At 36.3% G+C, this 15,977-nt stretch carries 18 protein-coding genes; 13 read left to right on the top strand and 5 right to left on the bottom strand.

Going from position 1 to position 15,977, the window contains the following annotated elements:
- Positions 1 to 73: 73 nt before the first annotated feature.
- Complete coding sequence (locus BFA01S_RS12065; RefSeq protein ID WP_066230518.1) at positions 74 to 274, bottom strand: YlaI family protein; 201 nt, start codon at positions 272 to 274, stop codon at positions 74 to 76.
- 143 nt (positions 275 to 417) lie between these two features.
- Here BFA01S_RS12065 and BFA01S_RS12070 point away from each other — a divergent pair, with 143 nt between their 5' ends.
- Entirely contained in the window at positions 418 to 882 is a 465-nt protein-coding gene (locus BFA01S_RS12070; protein WP_066230520.1) for a pyridoxamine 5'-phosphate oxidase family protein, read from the top strand.
- 41 nt (positions 883 to 923) lie between these two features.
- Here BFA01S_RS12070 and BFA01S_RS12075 read toward each other — a convergent pair whose 3' ends face one another.
- Positions 924 to 1,529 carry a YhcN/YlaJ family sporulation lipoprotein gene (locus BFA01S_RS12075; RefSeq protein WP_082799971.1) on the bottom strand — a complete coding sequence of 202 codons (606 nt, stop codon included), beginning with the start codon at positions 1,527 to 1,529 and terminating at the stop codon, positions 924 to 926.
- Between the two features lie 199 nt (positions 1,530 to 1,728).
- Here BFA01S_RS12075 and BFA01S_RS12080 point away from each other — a divergent pair, with 199 nt between their 5' ends.
- Positions 1,729 to 3,057 (top strand): PhoH family protein, encoded by a 1,329-nt coding sequence (locus BFA01S_RS12080; RefSeq protein WP_066230521.1) that lies wholly within the window; start codon positions 1,729 to 1,731, stop codon positions 3,055 to 3,057.
- Between the two features lie 77 nt (positions 3,058 to 3,134).
- On the opposite strand, the gene BFA01S_RS12085 is transcribed toward BFA01S_RS12080, so the two are convergent.
- Positions 3,135 to 3,632, bottom strand: a complete 498-nt coding sequence (locus BFA01S_RS12085; protein WP_066230524.1) for a hypothetical protein — start codon at positions 3,630 to 3,632, stop codon at positions 3,135 to 3,137.
- Positions 3,633 to 3,823: 191 nt separating this feature from the next.
- Between BFA01S_RS12085 and BFA01S_RS12090 the strand changes: the two genes are divergently transcribed.
- Positions 3,824 to 4,105 (top strand): Fpa/YlaN family protein, encoded by a 282-nt coding sequence (locus tag BFA01S_RS12090; RefSeq protein WP_066230527.1) that lies wholly within the window; start codon positions 3,824 to 3,826, stop codon positions 4,103 to 4,105.
- A gap of 174 nt (positions 4,106 to 4,279) precedes the next feature.
- Positions 4,280 to 5,482 carry a putative lipid II flippase FtsW gene (ftsW, locus tag BFA01S_RS12095; RefSeq protein ID WP_066230530.1) on the top strand — a complete coding sequence of 401 codons (1,203 nt, stop codon included), beginning with the start codon at positions 4,280 to 4,282 and terminating at the stop codon, positions 5,480 to 5,482.
- Between the two features lie 71 nt (positions 5,483 to 5,553).
- On the opposite strand, the gene BFA01S_RS12100 is transcribed toward ftsW, so the two are convergent.
- Entirely contained in the window at positions 5,554 to 6,474 is a 921-nt protein-coding gene (locus tag BFA01S_RS12100) for a COX15/CtaA family protein (protein WP_066230533.1), read from the bottom strand.
- Positions 6,475 to 7,179: 705 nt separating this feature from the next.
- On the opposite strand from BFA01S_RS12100, the gene cyoE reads away from it, so the two are divergent.
- The 8 genes from cyoE to BFA01S_RS12140 all read left to right on the top strand — a co-directional run bounded on the left by cyoE (position 7,180) and on the right by BFA01S_RS12140 (position 14,964).
- The gene (cyoE, locus tag BFA01S_RS12105; protein WP_066230535.1) at positions 7,180 to 8,106 is read left to right on the top strand and encodes a heme o synthase; all 927 of its coding nucleotides are present in this window, start codon (positions 7,180 to 7,182) and stop codon (positions 8,104 to 8,106) included.
- A gap of 99 nt (positions 8,107 to 8,205) precedes the next feature.
- Entirely contained in the window at positions 8,206 to 9,282 is a 1,077-nt protein-coding gene (gene coxB / locus BFA01S_RS12110) for a cytochrome c oxidase subunit II (protein ID WP_066230538.1), read from the top strand.
- Positions 9,283 to 9,311: 29 nt separating this feature from the next.
- Positions 9,312 to 11,180, top strand: a complete 1,869-nt coding sequence (ctaD, locus tag BFA01S_RS12115) for a cytochrome c oxidase subunit I (protein WP_156483644.1) — start codon at positions 9,312 to 9,314, stop codon at positions 11,178 to 11,180.
- Positions 11,180 to 11,806, top strand: a complete 627-nt coding sequence (gene ctaE, locus BFA01S_RS12120) for a cytochrome c oxidase subunit III (protein ID WP_066230542.1) — start codon at positions 11,180 to 11,182, stop codon at positions 11,804 to 11,806. The genes ctaD and ctaE overlap by 1 nt, the downstream gene beginning before the upstream one ends.
- Before the next feature lie 3 nt (positions 11,807 to 11,809).
- Positions 11,810 to 12,142 (top strand): cytochrome c oxidase subunit IVB, encoded by a 333-nt coding sequence (gene ctaF, locus BFA01S_RS12125; RefSeq protein WP_066230545.1) that lies wholly within the window; start codon positions 11,810 to 11,812, stop codon positions 12,140 to 12,142.
- 135 nt (positions 12,143 to 12,277) lie between these two features.
- Positions 12,278 to 13,198 carry a cytochrome c oxidase assembly factor CtaG gene (ctaG, locus tag BFA01S_RS12130; RefSeq protein ID WP_066230605.1) on the top strand — a complete coding sequence of 307 codons (921 nt, stop codon included), beginning with the start codon at positions 12,278 to 12,280 and terminating at the stop codon, positions 13,196 to 13,198.
- A gap of 77 nt (positions 13,199 to 13,275) precedes the next feature.
- Positions 13,276 to 13,743, top strand: coding sequence for a DUF420 domain-containing protein (locus BFA01S_RS12135; protein WP_066230547.1), 468 nt, complete (start codon positions 13,276 to 13,278; stop codon positions 13,741 to 13,743).
- A 48-nt stretch (positions 13,744 to 13,791) separates the two neighbouring features.
- Positions 13,792 to 14,964 (top strand): GNAT family N-acetyltransferase, encoded by a 1,173-nt coding sequence (locus BFA01S_RS12140; protein WP_066230549.1) that lies wholly within the window; start codon positions 13,792 to 13,794, stop codon positions 14,962 to 14,964.
- Between the two features lie 37 nt (positions 14,965 to 15,001).
- On the opposite strand, the gene BFA01S_RS12145 is transcribed toward BFA01S_RS12140, so the two are convergent.
- Complete coding sequence (locus BFA01S_RS12145; RefSeq protein ID WP_066230552.1) at positions 15,002 to 15,358, bottom strand: YugN family protein; 357 nt, start codon at positions 15,356 to 15,358, stop codon at positions 15,002 to 15,004.
- Between the two features lie 189 nt (positions 15,359 to 15,547).
- On the opposite strand from BFA01S_RS12145, the gene BFA01S_RS12150 reads away from it, so the two are divergent.
- Positions 15,548 to 15,970 (top strand): CBS domain-containing protein, encoded by a 423-nt coding sequence (locus BFA01S_RS12150; RefSeq protein ID WP_066230555.1) that lies wholly within the window; start codon positions 15,548 to 15,550, stop codon positions 15,968 to 15,970.
- Positions 15,971 to 15,977 lie beyond the last annotated feature (7 nt).

A 15,977-nucleotide genomic window follows, 5' to 3' on the forward strand; every position in this document is an offset into this window, starting at 1 on the left:
TCCTGTGGGCCTCCACTAACCATTAGTGGAGGATGAGAAAACCCCCGCTGATGAAATTTTCACTTTATGAAATTTACCAGCTGTCTTCTTTCTTTTTATCACGGTAAAGTCTGAAATTTCCCGTTTCTAAGCGAATGATTGTTTTTTCTTCAATGCGATCATGACATTCTTTACACATATATGTATGAATAGGACGGTTTCTTAATCGTTTCGCTATTAATGTTTCATCATCAATTGTTTCGATTTTATCACAAATAACACATTTTACTCTCATTTGTACACCTCGTAGTAAATATACTTTTCCTAGTATACCACGATTGCTTTTAAAAAAACGATTCCTATTATTTTTTAGTTGGAACTGTTCTTAAAAACATGTATGATGAAATTGTAAGTACATTTTGAAATTGGAGGAATATGATGGCAAATAAAGTGGAATTAAAACTAATTGAGCCTTTATTTCAAAAATTGCAAAAAGAGTATTTCGCAACGATTGCGACGATTGATCATGAAACATGTACACCAAATGTAAGCGCAATCTCCTGGGTATATGCCCCTGATTATGAACATATATATCTTGCAGTCGATAATCGTTCCAGAATTGTTGAAAATATAAAAAAACATCCTGCGGTCGCTTTAAGTGTGATTGCGAATGAATCTACATACTCCATACATGGAAACGCGCATATAAAAATAGATAGGATAGAAAATATCCCGTTAAAATTATCATTAATTTTACTCACCATTTCAGAAGTAAGAGATGTTATGTTTTACGGCTCCAAAATTTCAGCACCGCCTGAATACGAAAAAACTTATGATGAAAAAGCTGCAGCAAAGCTTGATAAGCAAGTATTCACGGCAATGAAAAACGAGGCTGTTTCATAAGAGGTTCAATCTTATTTTTGGCAGCCTCGCTTAGCATTTTTTTAATCTGTTTTATTTAAATAATCATTTGATTGTTTTTCCTGCTGTTCATTCAGCTGCTTTTCCTGCTGTTTGTTTAGCTGGTCATCGTTTTGCTCGGTCGGTTTTACATTCTGATTATCGAGCATATCACTAGGCACTTCAGGCATAATACGGCCAACAATTGCTGCCAGTTCATCTAATATTCCAGCAATGGGCCTGCCTTCTTGTATTTCTTTACCCATTTCACCGAGTCTTGCTGTCGTATCAGGGTCAGCGATAACGATGGCATTAGCGCCATGAGGGTCGTGTTTTAGACTTTCAGCGACAGAATATTTAATCGATCCTACTTTACTGCGGTCTAACTTTGCATTCACATCAATGCCGACAACCGCATATGGACCGATAACAACTGCTGTGGCATTATTTACATTCGGAATTCTTGTTGCTAAATCGACAAGATGTTTTGAAACTTCCTGCCCTGTTTTCGGATCAACCTCATTTTTTACACTGTTTTTAACTTGGACAGGTCCATTACTATTTTCATTATCTGTTCCAATAGCACCGTTGTTACTTGCACAACCATTTAAGATCATCACAGAAATTATTATTGCTAAAATATAGCGCAAAATGATCACTCCTTGACATATATAATGAAAAAATGTCGTACATTTACTTTTCTTTTAATATTATTGTTTAATAAACATTCTATCTTTATTCATTAATTCATATATTTTAGCAACGCTTCAATGTACAGCCAGACATATCACTTCTTTGTCAGTATTTGTTTCACTCCAAAAAATAAAAGCGGAGTAGGGGGCGGAGAATCTGAGTAAGATCTATGTATTAGATACTAATGTGTTGTTGCAAGATCCAAATTCAATTTTTTCGTTTGAAGATAATGAAGTAGTTATCCCAGCTGTCGTGCTAGAAGAGGTAGATTCTAAAAAACGCTATATGGATGAAATTGGGAGAAATGCAAGGCAAGTATCTAAGCTTATAGATAACCTGCGGCAATCAGGAAGGCTCCATGAAAAGATCACATTGTCTAATGGAGGCAGTTTAAGAATTGAACTAAATCATCGGTCTTTTCATCAGCTCCAAGAAATATTTATTGAAAAAACGAATGATAATCGGATTTTAGCAGTAGCGAAAAATTTATCGCTCGAAGAACAGACGAAAGAAGATGGGAAATCGGTTATTCTTGTTAGTAAAGACACATTGGTTCGTGTGAAAGCAGATGCAATCGGTTTATTAGCAGAAGACTTTTTGAATGATCGAGTTGTCGAGATTGACCGGATTTATACAGGCTACCTAGATTTGTACATAAATAGTGATAACTTGAATCGTTTTTACGATAAAAACGAACTCGTGCTCTCGGAAGTAACGAATCATCCTTTTTATCCGCATCAATTTATTATTATGAAGGATGCATTGGGCGGTTCCAGTTCAGCAATTGGGAAAGTGGATAGTACGGGAAAAAAAGTGAAGCGACTTGTCTTCGATCACGATCATATTTGGGGGATTAAACCGCGGAATGTTCAGCAGACAATGGCATTGGAACTTCTTTTAAGAACAGATTTGCCGCTCATCACATTAATCGGAAAAGCCGGTACCGGGAAAACATTGCTTGCGCTTGCGGCAGGCTTGATGCAGACGGAAGATTTAGGGAAGTATAAAAAGTTATTAGTAGCAAGGCCGATTGTTCCAGTCGGGAAAGATATTGGTTTTCTTCCTGGTGAAAAAGAGGAAAAGCTTAGACCTTGGATGCAGCCTATTTTTGATAATTTAGAATACTTATTTAATACGAAAAAACCAGGTGAGCTTGATGCGATTTTAGCGGGAATGGGTTCTATTGAAGTGGAGGCATTAACATATATACGGGGAAGGAGTATTCCCGATCAATTTATTATTATTGATGAGGCACAAAATTTAACGAAGCATGAAGTAAAAACAATTCTGACACGTGTTGGTGAACGAAGTAAAATCGTCTTAATGGGAGATCCGGAACAAATTGATCATCCATATTTAGATGAGTATAATAACGGTCTTACGTATGTTGTTGAAACATTTAAAGACCAGGCAATTGCCGGACATGTTCGCTTAGTAAAAGGCGAGCGTTCCGGATTAGCACAGTTAGCAGCTGATTTATTATAAGTTTAACACGGGGTCTGACCTCTCCAATAATACTCATAGAAGCTGGAAATGAGTTAAGAGAGGTCTGACTCTCTATTTTACTCTAAAATAATCTCTCTAATAGAGGTAATTGGCTTATCAGCATTTGATCCGTTGCCATAATAGAGATGGACAGGTCCATTCTCTGTAAGAGGCTTACCTCGATTACTGAAGCCTAATAAAGCTCTTTTGGCCTCGTTGAGAGATAAAGTTACCTTTCCTGTAGTTGTTATAAAATGTACCTTTGTTGTGTGATCTAATGGCTCTGCATTTTTTAAAAATGGTTCAAGAGGAATTCCGAAGGATCCTGTTAACACTTTTTCTCTTTCGAATCTTCGTTCTGTTTTTAATGTTGGAGGATAAATAGCTCCCTCACTAATTTCACGGTCCCAGTGCTTTGAAACTGATTTTGTATACGCTTCGATTTCATCGCTTTCTTTCGGTTTTCGGATGAAATACGTTGTTAAATCAACTTTTCGGTCATCAAAAATCCAGACCCCTGGATCAAGTGTAATTTTATATTTCACGCTTCCTGAAATAGTGACAATTGAATTCAATATAAGCACCATCCTTTGTATATAAAGTATAAAGATTTTCTTTCCTTTTGTCATATTTCAAATCGTCTGAAGATTTGAATTCTTGTTTATAAAAATAGTTTGCAATAAACGTTTGTCCTTGCTTTTTTCCTATATAAGCTTTAATATTAATACATATACATGGGTAATCGCTCGGAAATGGAGGGATTAGATTGGCGTCTGATATTGTTGTCGATCATCGAGATAAAGCACTTGCACTGTTGAAAGCAGATGCTGATAAAATAATGAAGTTGATTAAAGTCCAAATGGATAACTTAACGATGCCTCAATGTCCTCTTTATGAAGAGGTTTTAGATACACAGATGTTTGGTTTATCAAGAGAGATCGATTTTGCTGTAAGATTAGGACTTATTGAACAACAAGAAGGTAAAGCATTGCTTGATAGCCTCGAGCGGGAACTGTCAGCACTGCATGATGCATTTACAACAAAATAATGTGTAAAGGACTGTCTCAAGGGAGGTCTGACCTGCGAACTATATTAATAATAGCATCTTAAAATAATGCTATAAGTTAAGGTGAAAAGGTTTGATACTTACAATATGGGACAGTTCTTTTTTTCGAAAAGAATCTACAATTCTATGCAGTCTTAAATTAAGGAAGAGATAAGTATGATAAAAAGAATTTTAAAGTCATATGACTATCCGTTAATACTAGCAGTTTTCATGCTCTGTATTTTCGGTCTCGTAATGATTTACAGTTCAAGTATGATCACAGCTGTAGTACGTTTTGAAGCTGCGCCTGATCATTTCTATCAAAAACAAAAGTTAGCATTAATACTCGGCGGGATTGGTTTTTTATTTACGATGCTTTTTCCATACAGAGCATTTTTAAATGACAAACTGATAAAAGCTATTGTACTCGGATCAGTTGCATTGCTTGTTGCCGTTTTTTTCTTCGGTCATGTTGCAGGTAACGCACAGAGCTGGATTAAGATAGGGGGGGCAAGCATTCAGCCGGGTGAATTTGTAAAACTAAGTGTTATTGTTTATTTGGCAGCAGTTTACGAAAAAAAGCAGTCATATATTAATGAATTGGGCAAAGGAATATTGCCACCACTTATTTTTACAGGTTTTATATGCGCGCTTATACTAATGGAGCCTGATTTAGGAACGGCGATGATTATCGGATCTATCGCATTATGTATGATTGTTTGTTCAGGAATAAAAATTCAGAATATGATTAAACTCGCTTTGCTTGGGTTTGGGGGAATAGCTATATTTTCAGCTATATTTTTTGATAAAATCTTCACTCAAACACGTGTAGGCCGTTTTACTGGCTTCATGGATCCATTTGCAAATCAAGGTCAAGAGGGATGGCAGTTAATAAACTCCTTTTATGCAATCGGTTCGGGAGGATTAACAGGTTTGGGACTTGGGCAAAGTGTACAAAAATACGGCTATTTACCTGAGTCACATACAGACTTTATTATGGCTATTATTTCCGAAGAGCTTGGGATATTTGGTGTTCTATTTGTTCTTTCTTTACTAATTTTTATTATCTTAAAAGGTTTTTCCATTGCCCGCAGGTGTACTGACCCATTTGGATCGTTATTAGCGGTTGGAGTATCCAGTATGATTGCGATTCAAGCAATGATTAACTTAGGCGGGGTTACCGGTTTGATCCCGATTACAGGTGTAACATTGCCATTTGTCAGTTACGGAGGGTCATCTATGATTCTTCTACTCGTTTCTGTGGGAATATTAGTAAATGTCTCTATGTTTACGAAATATCGCGAAATGAATGAACAGAAAGAGAAGAAAGTAAAAGGACAACCTGTAGCTGGAGGAAGAAATTTCATTTTCAAAAATTGATAAATATTATAATTGAGAACTAAAAAACGCTTAAGGATGAAATCCTTAAGCGTTTTTTTTATTAGTAATTATTACTCAAGATCTTTATCTATATTGTCCTTGCTTCGGCCAAGTAAAAGCAAGAAATAGCTTAATACACCAAATAAGCAAGCAATGAAAAATGCATGTGCTAAAGCGATATACAGATTTAATTTTGAAAAGACGACTAAAGCACCTGAAATAGCTTGTAATGATACGAGGATAAAGGCAATAATCCATCCCCAATAAATAACACGCTTATTTTTATAATGTTTAATAGCTTCCCAAGTCGCATAAGCGATCCAGACGAAGATTAAAGCAGCAGCGAACCTGTGTCCCATTTGTACCCATTCATGGAATGTTGTTGGCAGGCCGAATGGTTTATTGCTGCATAGCGGCCAGCTAGGGCATGCGAGGCTTGCTCCTTTATGACGAACATAGGCGCCGCTGTAAACGACAATGTACGAGTAAATAATAATACCAATCATATGGAACTTCATTGTTCTACTAATAACCAATGTATTTGCATCAAACTTTTTATCTACCTCGAAAATGAGTAAGGTCAGTAACAAAACAGTGGCAAATGAAATAAGAGAAATACCGAAATGAAGAGCCATGACAGCATCGGATTGTCCCCATACTACAGCTGCTGCACCGATTAATGCCTGCAATATTAAGAAAAAGACGGACATGATCGCAAGCCATTTTGTTTCCCTAATATGACCTATTGCTCTAACAGACCAAATGGCAAGAATAAGAACTGTAATTCCTGCTGCACCACTTACGAGACGGTGACTTAATTCAATGATCAATTCGAAGGTAATTTTACTTGGAATAAGTTCGCCATGGCATAAAGGCCATGAAGCACCGCATCCAGCCCCCGACTCGGTCTTTGTAACTAAAGCACCACCGATGAGAACGAATAGCATAATAATGGTTGTCATGACAGCAAACCATTTAAGAGCACGTTGCAAAATATTCACCTTCTATTTTAATATAGTTATTTAAATGAATGAAAAGCAGAGTTTCACTTTTCTTCATTTGTTCGTTTACACATGTAAATACTTTAATGATAGTACACAATGTTTAGTGAAAACACAATAAAATAGGGGAAAAGTTCACAAAGTTATTGATTCTCTTACTACAATCATAAAAATTATGATTAGAATTAGAAAAAGACGAAGAAAATAGTTGAATAGAGAAGGAGATTTTGCTAGAAATAGAAAAAATATTTAATTAATGGAAAAAATGATTGTGAATGGTTATGATAGCTATAGTGAATGTTTCCTTATTAGACTCTACTTTCTTCTATATAAATTGTCACTTATTCTATACTTAATTAATTTGATGTTTTTCACAATTTTGACATAAATTATTCATTGAATGTTCACATTTTTCTGTCGAATTATGATTTAATATCAAGGAAAGCGTTTATAAATTTGCAAATATTTAGTATGATTGGAAATAGAATGATTTAAATATGCAACCGCCTTCATTATTGTTATCGCTTTATCACAGGTAATAGAGAGCAGAGCTTTTGCTGTCAGGAGACGAGATGCATAGCAGCGGAAGATTAAACTGCTGGTAATGGTGGTAGTCCTCCAGATATTCGTGGAGGAAGCTTCTGATGACAGGAGATTTAATTTATAAAAATATATAGTGAAAGAGAGGGTATGAAAATGGCCGATGCAAGGACAGCAGACGACACAACGATTAAACATCGCTCTCATAATATTCCAGAAACGACTGCGTGGAAAGATTTCTTATCGCTCATTAAGATAGGAATCGTCAATTCCAATGCAATTACAACGTTTACTGGCATATGGCTGGCACTATATTTTAATAATGAAAAATTTCTTAGTCACTTAGATACCGTTATATTTACGCTAGTAGGTTCTTCACTAATTATCGCAGGTTCCTGTGCGATTAATAATTTCTATGATCGCGACATTGACCATGTGATGGAGCGGACGAAAACAAGGCCTACTGTAACCGGGAAAGTAAATCCCTTTCAAGTGCTATGGATGGGAATTGTCCTTCTTACAATTGGTTTTGTATTTATGTTAATGACTACATATACAGCAACACTGATTTCTTTAACAGGGGTTATAACATATGTGTTTTTATATACGATGTGGTCAAAGCGTTTATACACGATTAACACGGTAATTGGCAGTGTTTCAGGTGCTGTGCCGCCTTTGATCGGCTGGGCTGCTATCGATGCTAATTTAAGCGTTGCCGCATGGGTATTATTTTTAATTATGTTTATTTGGCAGCCGCCGCATTTCCTGGCATTAGCAATGAGAAGATGTGAGGAATACCGTGAAGCGAACATCCCTATGCTTCCGGTTGTGCATGGCTTTGCAATAACAAAAAGACAAATTATGATTTGGATTCTCTGCCTGCTTCCACTTCCATTTTATTTATATGAATTAGGAATTGGATTTATCATTTTCGCAACCGCTTTAAATCTCGGCTGGATAGCCTTAGGGATTAAGAGTTTCAATGCGGAGGACGAATTTAAGTGGGCAACGAAAATGTTTGTTTATTCGATCAATTATTTAACTATTTTATTCGTCTCAATGGTGATTTTCACTATTATTTAATTTAGGAATTCTTTCTTTAAAAGAATTTACTATAAAAGAATTCTCGAATTTTTATGAAATAAGAGAATTAAATTACTGAAAGAGGGGTTTGATTAAGCGATGAAAAAATGGCTGACAAAATGGCGTCTGCTTTCACTATTTGCCTTAATGACGCTCGTTTTAGCTGGCTGCGGTGAACCGTTTCTTTCCGCGCTTCAACCTGCCGGTGAAGTAGCGCAGATGCAGTATGACCTTATGATGTTAAGTATAATCGTCATGCTCGTTGTCATTGCAGTTGTAGCAGTAATCTTCATCTATGTCGTTATTAAGTTCCGTAGACGCAAAGGTGAAGAGGACAAAATTCCTGAACAAGTAGAAGGAAATCACAAGCTTGAAATTATTTGGACTGTTATACCTATCTTATTATTACTTGTGTTAGCAGTTCCGCTTGTTTCTGCGACATTTAAACTTGGAAATGTAAATGTCATGGATAAGGAAAATCGTAAACCAGAAGATGCACTTGTTATCAATGTTCGTGCACATCTTTACTGGTGGGAATTTGAATACCCTGATTATGGGGTTATTACAAGTCAGGACTTATATGTTCCAACAAAGGAAAAAGTTTATTTTAATTTATTAGGAGCCGACGTAAAGCATGCATTCTGGATTCCTGCTGTCGGTGGTAAGCTTGATACGAACACTGATAATACGAACAGATTCTGGTTGAAATTTGATCAGGAAAAGCCTTCTGACGGAAGCGAATATTTCTATGGGAAATGTGCTGAACTCTGTGGTCCTTCACATGCCTTAATGGATTTCAAAGTAAAAGCATTGCCAAGAGCTGAATTCGATCAATGGATCGATAAAATGAAAAATACACAAGCGGTCGCTGCGACAGATAAAGCGAAGCAAGGGGAGCAGTTATTCCAAGAGAAAAGCTGTATCGGCTGTCATGCTGTAAATCCTGTTGATGAACGCCCTGAAGCTGCTCGTACTGCACCAAACTTAGCAACATTTGGCGAACGCGCAAAAATTGCTGGTATTTTGGATAACGACGAAGAAAATATTCGCAAATGGTTAAAAGATCCTGAAGCTATTAAACCAGGTAATAAAATGACAAATACGTATCCAAAGTTAAATGATGAAGAGCTGGATGCATTAACAGAATATTTACAAGGTTTAAAAGTTGAAAAATAGGATTTAGACAAATCAAAAAGGGAGGTAACATTGTGAGTACGTTAACTCAGAAAAAGGGAATCGGTGCGATTCTTTGGGACTACTTAACGACGGTAGACCATAAAAAGATCGGTATTCTTTACCTGATTTCCGGTGGTTTCTTTTTCATCCTCGGTGGATTAGAAGCGATGATTATCCGCATTCAGCTAGCTGTTCCGAATAACGAGTTTGTTAGCGCAGGTTTCTTTAATGAAATAATAACAATGCACGGAACAACGATGATTTTCCTAGCTGCCATGCCATTATTATTCGGATTAATGAACGCTGTCGTTCCAATCCAGATTGGAGCACGTGACGTAGCGTTCCCATTTCTTAACTCGTTAGGTTTTTGGTTGTTCTCTTTCGGAGGATTATTCTTAAACTTAAGCTGGTTCTTAGGTGGGGCACCTGATGCTGGTTGGACTTCTTATGCTTCATTAGCATTGAATTCACCTACACATGGTGTTGACTTCTACATACTTGGACTGCAAGTATCTGGTCTAGGAACTTTAATTGCTGGTATTAACTTCCTTGTAACAATTATTAATATGCGCGCACCTGGTATGACATTTATGCGTATGCCATTGTTCACTTGGACAACATTTGTTGCATCAGCACTTATTCTATTCGCTTTCCCTGCATTAACTGTAGGTTTAGCATTATTAATGTTTGACCGCATGTTCAATGGTGCTATTTTTGATGCTTCACTAGGTGGAAATACAGTTATTTATGAACATTTATTCTGGATTTTCGGTCACCCTGAAGTATATATCCTTGTTTTACCTGCATTCGGTATTTTCTCAGAAATTATTCCGGTATTTGCAAGAAAACGTCTATTCGGATACTCTTCAATGGTATTTGCAACAGTGTTAATCGGATTTCTAGGTTTCATGGTTTGGGCTCATCATATGTTTACAACGGGTCTAGGTTCAATCGCAAATGCAATTTTCGCTGTAGCGACAATGGCGATTGCTGTTCCGACTGGTATTAAAATCTTTAACTGGCTCTTTACGATTTGGGGCGGTTCGGTTAAATTTACATCACCAATGATTTGGTCAGTTGCATTCATCCCAAGTTTCCTTATGGGTGGAGTAACTGGTGTTATGCTTGGAATGGCTGCTACAGACTATCAATACCATGATACGTACTTCGTAGTTGCTCACTTCCACTATGTTATTGTTGGTGGTGTAGTATTTTCTTTATTTGCTGGTGCTACTTACTGGTGGCCGACGATGTTCGGTAAAATGTTAAATGAGGGATTAAGCAAAATTACATTCGTACTATTCTTTATCGGTTTCCATTTAACATTCTTTATCCAGCATTTCTTAGGTTTAATGGGTATGCCTCGTCGTATCTTCACATTCTTACCAGGTCAAGGATTAGAAACTGGTAACTTTGTAAGTACAGTTGGTGCGTTTTTCATGGCTGCTGCGACGATTGTATTATTACTTAATATCGTTATTACAGCTGTTAAAGGTAAAAAAGTTGGCATCGATCCTTGGGAAGATGGACGTACACTTGAGTGGGCTGTATCTTCGCCGCCGCCAGAGTATAACTTTAAACAAACTCCATTAGTGCGCGGACTTGACGCATTATGGCTTGAGAAAATGGAAGGTAAGAAAGAAATGACTCCTGCTGAGCCATTAGGAGACATCCATATGCCAAACGGTTCTATCTTACCGTTAATTATGTCATTTGGTTTATTCGTTGCATCATTTGGTATATTATACCGTCAAGATTACAACTGGGGACTTCCGGTAATCTTTATCGGCTTTATTATTACATTCGGTGCGATGATTGTTCGTTCTATTAAAGATGATCATGGATACCATATTCATAAAGAAGACCTATTGAAAGAAGAAAGAGGGGGTAAGGCATAATGGCAACTGTTGAAGAAAAACTAACTGCAGAAACTTTTCCTGCCGAACCTGAAAAAGCTACCCTCGAAGGGAAAAATAAATTTATCGGTTTTTGGTTATTCTTAGGTGGAGAGACTGTTCTTTTTGCCAGTCTTTTCGCAACTTATTTAGCTCTGAGAAATTCAAACGCCGGCGGTCCGACAACACAGGAAATATTTGATCTGCCACTTGTATTTGCAGCAACAATGATTCTTTTAACATCAAGTTTAACGAGTGTTTATGCAATGTATCATATGAAGAACTTTAACTTTGGCAAAATGCAGCTATGGTTAGGGATTACTGTCCTTCTTGGTTTAGCATTCCTTGCTTTAGAAATTTATGAGTTCAGTCATTATGTGCATGAGTATGACTTTAAAATCAGTAAAAGTGCTCTCGGATCCGCATTTTATATACTAGTAGGTACACACGGATGTCACGTTGCATTCGGTTTAGTATGGATCGTTACATTAATGGTCCGTAATGCAAGACGTGGCTTGGATTTATACACAGCACCTAAGTTCTATACAGCGAGCCTTTACTGGCACTTTATCGATGTTGTCTGGGTATTCATCTTTACTGTTGTATACTTAATGGGAATGGTGGGATAAGTGATGGCAAATAAACAAACTCCAGCTAATCCTAGCGTAGATTTGAACTATCGCAGGAAGAAAAATGCTGAAGAAATGAAGTTCCAAGTTATTTCTTTCGCATTAATGATATTTTTGACATTCATCGCGTTTATCGCAATCGGATTTGAAGGTATTGAAATTCCATTCAAAGTACCGTTTATTATTTTGTTAGCAGTTGTGCAAGTTATTTTTCAATTATTTTATTTCATGCATATGAACCATAAAGGGCATGAAACACCAAAGCTTTTTATCTTTTCTGGAATTTTTATTGCAGCGATAACTGTTCTAACATTCTCAACAATTATTTGGTGGTAAAAAGCTAGAAAAAGCAATCGGATTATTTCCGGTTGCTTTTTTACATGGCTAAAATTCATAGAACGTTCATTGATACAATAATAGCTAAAGTGTATAATAATTTACAGTTAGACTACCATAAGGAGATGAAAAATGATGCTGGGTAGTTTCGAAATATTTGGATTTCGGGCATTGTGGAGCCCATATTTCTTTGCTTTTGTCGTTTTCGTAACCGTTTTCTATTTTCTGATCGTTGGAAAATGGCGTTTTAAATTTACAGGCAGTGAACATGTTTCATGGATGCAAAAAACTATTTTTGTTATAAGTATGATCGTCTTATATATTAGTAAGGGGAGTCCGGTTGATTTACTAGGACATATCATGTTTAGTGCTCATATGACACAAATGGCCTTATTATACTTAGTTGTACCACCATTATTTGTTCTTGGTATTCCGACATGGCTATGGAAAGCAATTGTTATGAGACCGGTTATTAAACAGTTTTTCAAAGTTTTTACACAGCCGATCGTTGCGCTTCTTATTTTTAATGGTGTGTTTTCCTTATATCATGTACCACTTGTTTTTGATTTCGTCAAAACAAATATTTTATATCATACGGTAATGACAATTATTATTTTCGTTGCTGCAATTATGATGTGGTGGCCATTATTGAATAAACTACCTGAATGGAGCAGGCTTGAAGGCTTTAAAAAGGTTGGCTATATTTTTGCGAACGGAATGCTTTTAACACCTGCATGTGCTTTAATTATTTTTTCAAGCACACCGCTGTTTGCTACATATTCAGAATCACAAGCATGGATGAATGCCCTCGCATTATGTGTACCAGCTGATATGCTTGCAGGTCTTACATTAACAGGTCCAGAAATGTTTAATACACTCCCGTTAGTAGAGGATCAGCAGCTGGGCGGAGTTATTATGAAAATTATTCAAGAGCTTGTTTACGGATCAGTATTAGCATATGTTTTTGCTCAATGGGCTCGCCGTGAAAGGGAGAGGGATGCTGCTGAATTAGAAGCATCAAGAATGAAAGAGTATTCTCCGGAACCGATCAAATAATAGAAAGCTGCCGGTTTTTTAGAATGTTGAATCGGCAGTTTCATATACATATTACATAATATAAGAGAGGATTTAATATGCCTGATACACTTCCTATTTTACCGACGATAAGTACGTCATTTATCGTGTTAAGTGCAGTTTTTGTTGCAGTTGGCTGGTATTTAATTAGACAGAAAAGAGTGCAAGACCATCAAAAAATGATGATGTTCGCAGCAATATTCGCTGTTCTCTTTTTTATTATTTATGCTTCAAGGACAATTTTTGTTGGTAACACTGCATTTGGCGGACCTGATAATATAAAAATGTATTATACTATTTTTCTTGTTTTTCATGTTACATTAGCAACTGTTGGTGCTGTTCTTGGGATTATTATGCTGGTGACTGGCTTCAAAGATAATCTGGAAAGGCATCGGAAATTAGGTCCGACAACGAGTCTTATTTGGTTTTTTACAGCTATTACCGGTGTAGCCGTTTATCTTCTACTGTATGTTATTTATCATGGTGGAGAAACGACCTCTGTAATTAAGGCGATTCTTGGGTTTTAAAGATAGTATTTTATACTGTCTTTTTTTATTTGAAAGGAGTTGGTAAGTATGATAAGAGTTATTAATGAAAATGACTTTGAACAAGTTGTTGAATTGTCACAGTATGCATTTCAATATAAGTTAACAGACGAGGAAAAAAAGAAAGCATTCAAGCGATTTAGTACCCAGTACATATTAGGTGATTTTGAAGACGGAAAATTGATGGCCAAAACACATACCTTTCATTTCCAAGTCGTCATTCAGGGAAAACCATTTAAAATGGGCGGATTAGCATCGGTTTCCACATGGCCGGAAGCAAGAAGAAATAAGAAGGTAGCATCACTTATTGAAAAGTCATTAGAATGGATGAATAGAGAAGGTTTCTCCCTCTCTTATTTACATCCCTTTTCGATTGCTTTTTATAGGAAATTTGGCTGGGAACTTATTTGTTCAAAGAAGAATCTAACGATTAAAAAAGTGGATCTGCAGTTTTTAGCACATTCTGATGGGAGCATGAAGAGGCTCGAAAAAGAAGAAGCTATTCCAGTGTTAAATACAATTTACGAAAAATTTATGGAAGAAAATAACAGTATGCTTGTACGTACTAATTCATGGTGGAAAGAGACAACTATTAAAGACGATTATACGATCGCTGTCCATTATAATGAAGAAAATGAAGCAGATGGTTATATTCTTTATAAAATAGAAAATCGTCTTTTTTCATGTGAAGAAGTTGTTAGTCTGACAGAAAAAGCAAAAAAAGCAATCTGGAATTTTGTCTGTCAGCATGATTCAATGGTGGATGAAGTAAGCTGGATGACATATGAAGATGATCTGCTGCCATATTATTTGGCGAATCCGCGTGTGAAAACAGAAATTCACCCGTATTTTATGGGAAGGATCGTTAATGTGGAACAGTTTTTACGGGAATATCCTTTTATATTTAAGGATAATAAACGACTTATTTTACATGTTTACGACCCAATCTGTGAGTGGAATAATGGGACTTTCTTTATTGAAGAGAGCGGGGTTAAAGTCTTTCAAAAAGAATCTGGTACTTGTGTACATGAACCGAGAAAAGGTCTTCAAGTAGATATTGGTTCACTGACGAGTATACTGCTTGGCTATGTTCATCCAACATCATTATATAAAGGAGAAAAAGTAACAGGAGAATATGAGGAAGCGGTAAAGCTCGAACAGATGATTATCCGTAAACCCTCAATTTTATTTGATTTCTTTTAACAAAAAAGAGCTGACATTCATTTGTCAGCTTTTCGTATTACTGATGCTTGTCCACTTCTTCTTTTACACGTGCTAATAATTTTTTAGATACATCAACAATTCCTGCTGGGAATACTTCATCTTCACCGTACTCAACACCATGTGGATAATAATGTTTTCCAAGTAGAGGTGTCATTAATTTAATAAGTGCATATCTCGTATCAACATCGCCTTCAACTGCATAGCCTTGAACACGTAAGTAAAATATTTCTCCTTTTGCTTCTAATTTCCGATCATATGTAACACGTTCGTAATCCCATTGACCTGCTCGTACTAAACCGATATCTTCCATAACAGAATCTAAGCGTGCAAGCTCAATTGTTAAATCTTCTAAACCAGTATTTTCAAACTTCATATGTATTTCCCTCCTAAAGCCCTTTTTACCTGTTTAAAATTATATTATAAGATAGCTCTTCTGTTTAATAATAGTATGAAAAGGCTTAACTTGCAATGTATATCCATTTTTTTTGCTTTTATTTTCACATTTGGATTATTTTTCATTTTAAGGGAAAGCTAATCATGTTATATGTAAGGAGGTAGGATAATGCAAAGAGTAAAAGAAATTATGTCAGACAAGGTTGAATACTGTACACCGCTTGACAATGTGTATGAAGTAGCAGTTAAAATGAAGGATTTAAATGTCGGTGCTATTCCAATTGTCGATGAAGAAAAATTAATCGGTATGATAACTGATCGTGATCTCGTTGTTCGAGGTATTGCAGAAAAGAAACCGGGATCAAATCAAGTAACAAATGTAATGAGCGACCAGTTGATTACGATTAATCCTGACACATCTGTTAATGATGCGGCAAAATTAATGGCAGAGCATCAAATTAGAAGACTGCCGGTAACAGAGGAAGGAAGATTAGTCGGAATGATCTCGTTAGGGGATTTATCTTTAAATTCAAAATCAGATGAGCAGGCAGGCTCTACCCTGACGGAAATTTCAGAAGACTATTATGGGTAAAGAATAA

The organism is Metabacillus fastidiosus NBRC 101226 (genome assembly GCF_001591625.1).
In the GTDB taxonomy this organism is placed as follows: Bacteria; Bacillota; Bacilli; order Bacillales; family Bacillaceae; genus Metabacillus; species Metabacillus fastidiosus.

Bases quoted from the DNA above. Each gene is read 5' to 3' on its own strand.
- BFA01S_RS12065 (WP_066230518.1), bottom strand. From the start codon at position 274: ATGAGAGTAAAATGTGTTATTTGTGATAAAATCGAAACAATTGATGAT.
- BFA01S_RS12070 (WP_066230520.1), top strand. From the start codon at position 418: ATGGCAAATAAAGTGGAATTAAAACTAATTGAGCCTTTATTTCAAAAA.
- ftsW (WP_066230530.1), top strand. From the start codon at position 4,280: ATGATAAAAAGAATTTTAAAGTCATATGACTATCCGTTAATACTAGCA.
- cyoE (WP_066230535.1), top strand. From the start codon at position 7,180: ATGGCCGATGCAAGGACAGCAGACGACACAACGATTAAACATCGCTCT.
- coxB (WP_066230538.1), top strand. From the start codon at position 8,206: ATGAAAAAATGGCTGACAAAATGGCGTCTGCTTTCACTATTTGCCTTA.
- ctaE (WP_066230542.1), top strand. From the start codon at position 11,180: ATGGCAACTGTTGAAGAAAAACTAACTGCAGAAACTTTTCCTGCCGAA.
- ctaF (WP_066230545.1), top strand. From the start codon at position 11,810: ATGGCAAATAAACAAACTCCAGCTAATCCTAGCGTAGATTTGAACTAT.
- ctaG (WP_066230605.1), top strand. From the start codon at position 12,278: ATGCTGGGTAGTTTCGAAATATTTGGATTTCGGGCATTGTGGAGCCCA.
- BFA01S_RS12135 (WP_066230547.1), top strand. From the start codon at position 13,276: ATGCCTGATACACTTCCTATTTTACCGACGATAAGTACGTCATTTATC.
- BFA01S_RS12140 (WP_066230549.1), top strand. From the start codon at position 13,792: ATGATAAGAGTTATTAATGAAAATGACTTTGAACAAGTTGTTGAATTG.
- BFA01S_RS12145 (WP_066230552.1), bottom strand. From the start codon at position 15,358: ATGAAGTTTGAAAATACTGGTTTAGAAGATTTAACAATTGAGCTTGCA.
- BFA01S_RS12150 (WP_066230555.1), top strand. From the start codon at position 15,548: ATGCAAAGAGTAAAAGAAATTATGTCAGACAAGGTTGAATACTGTACA.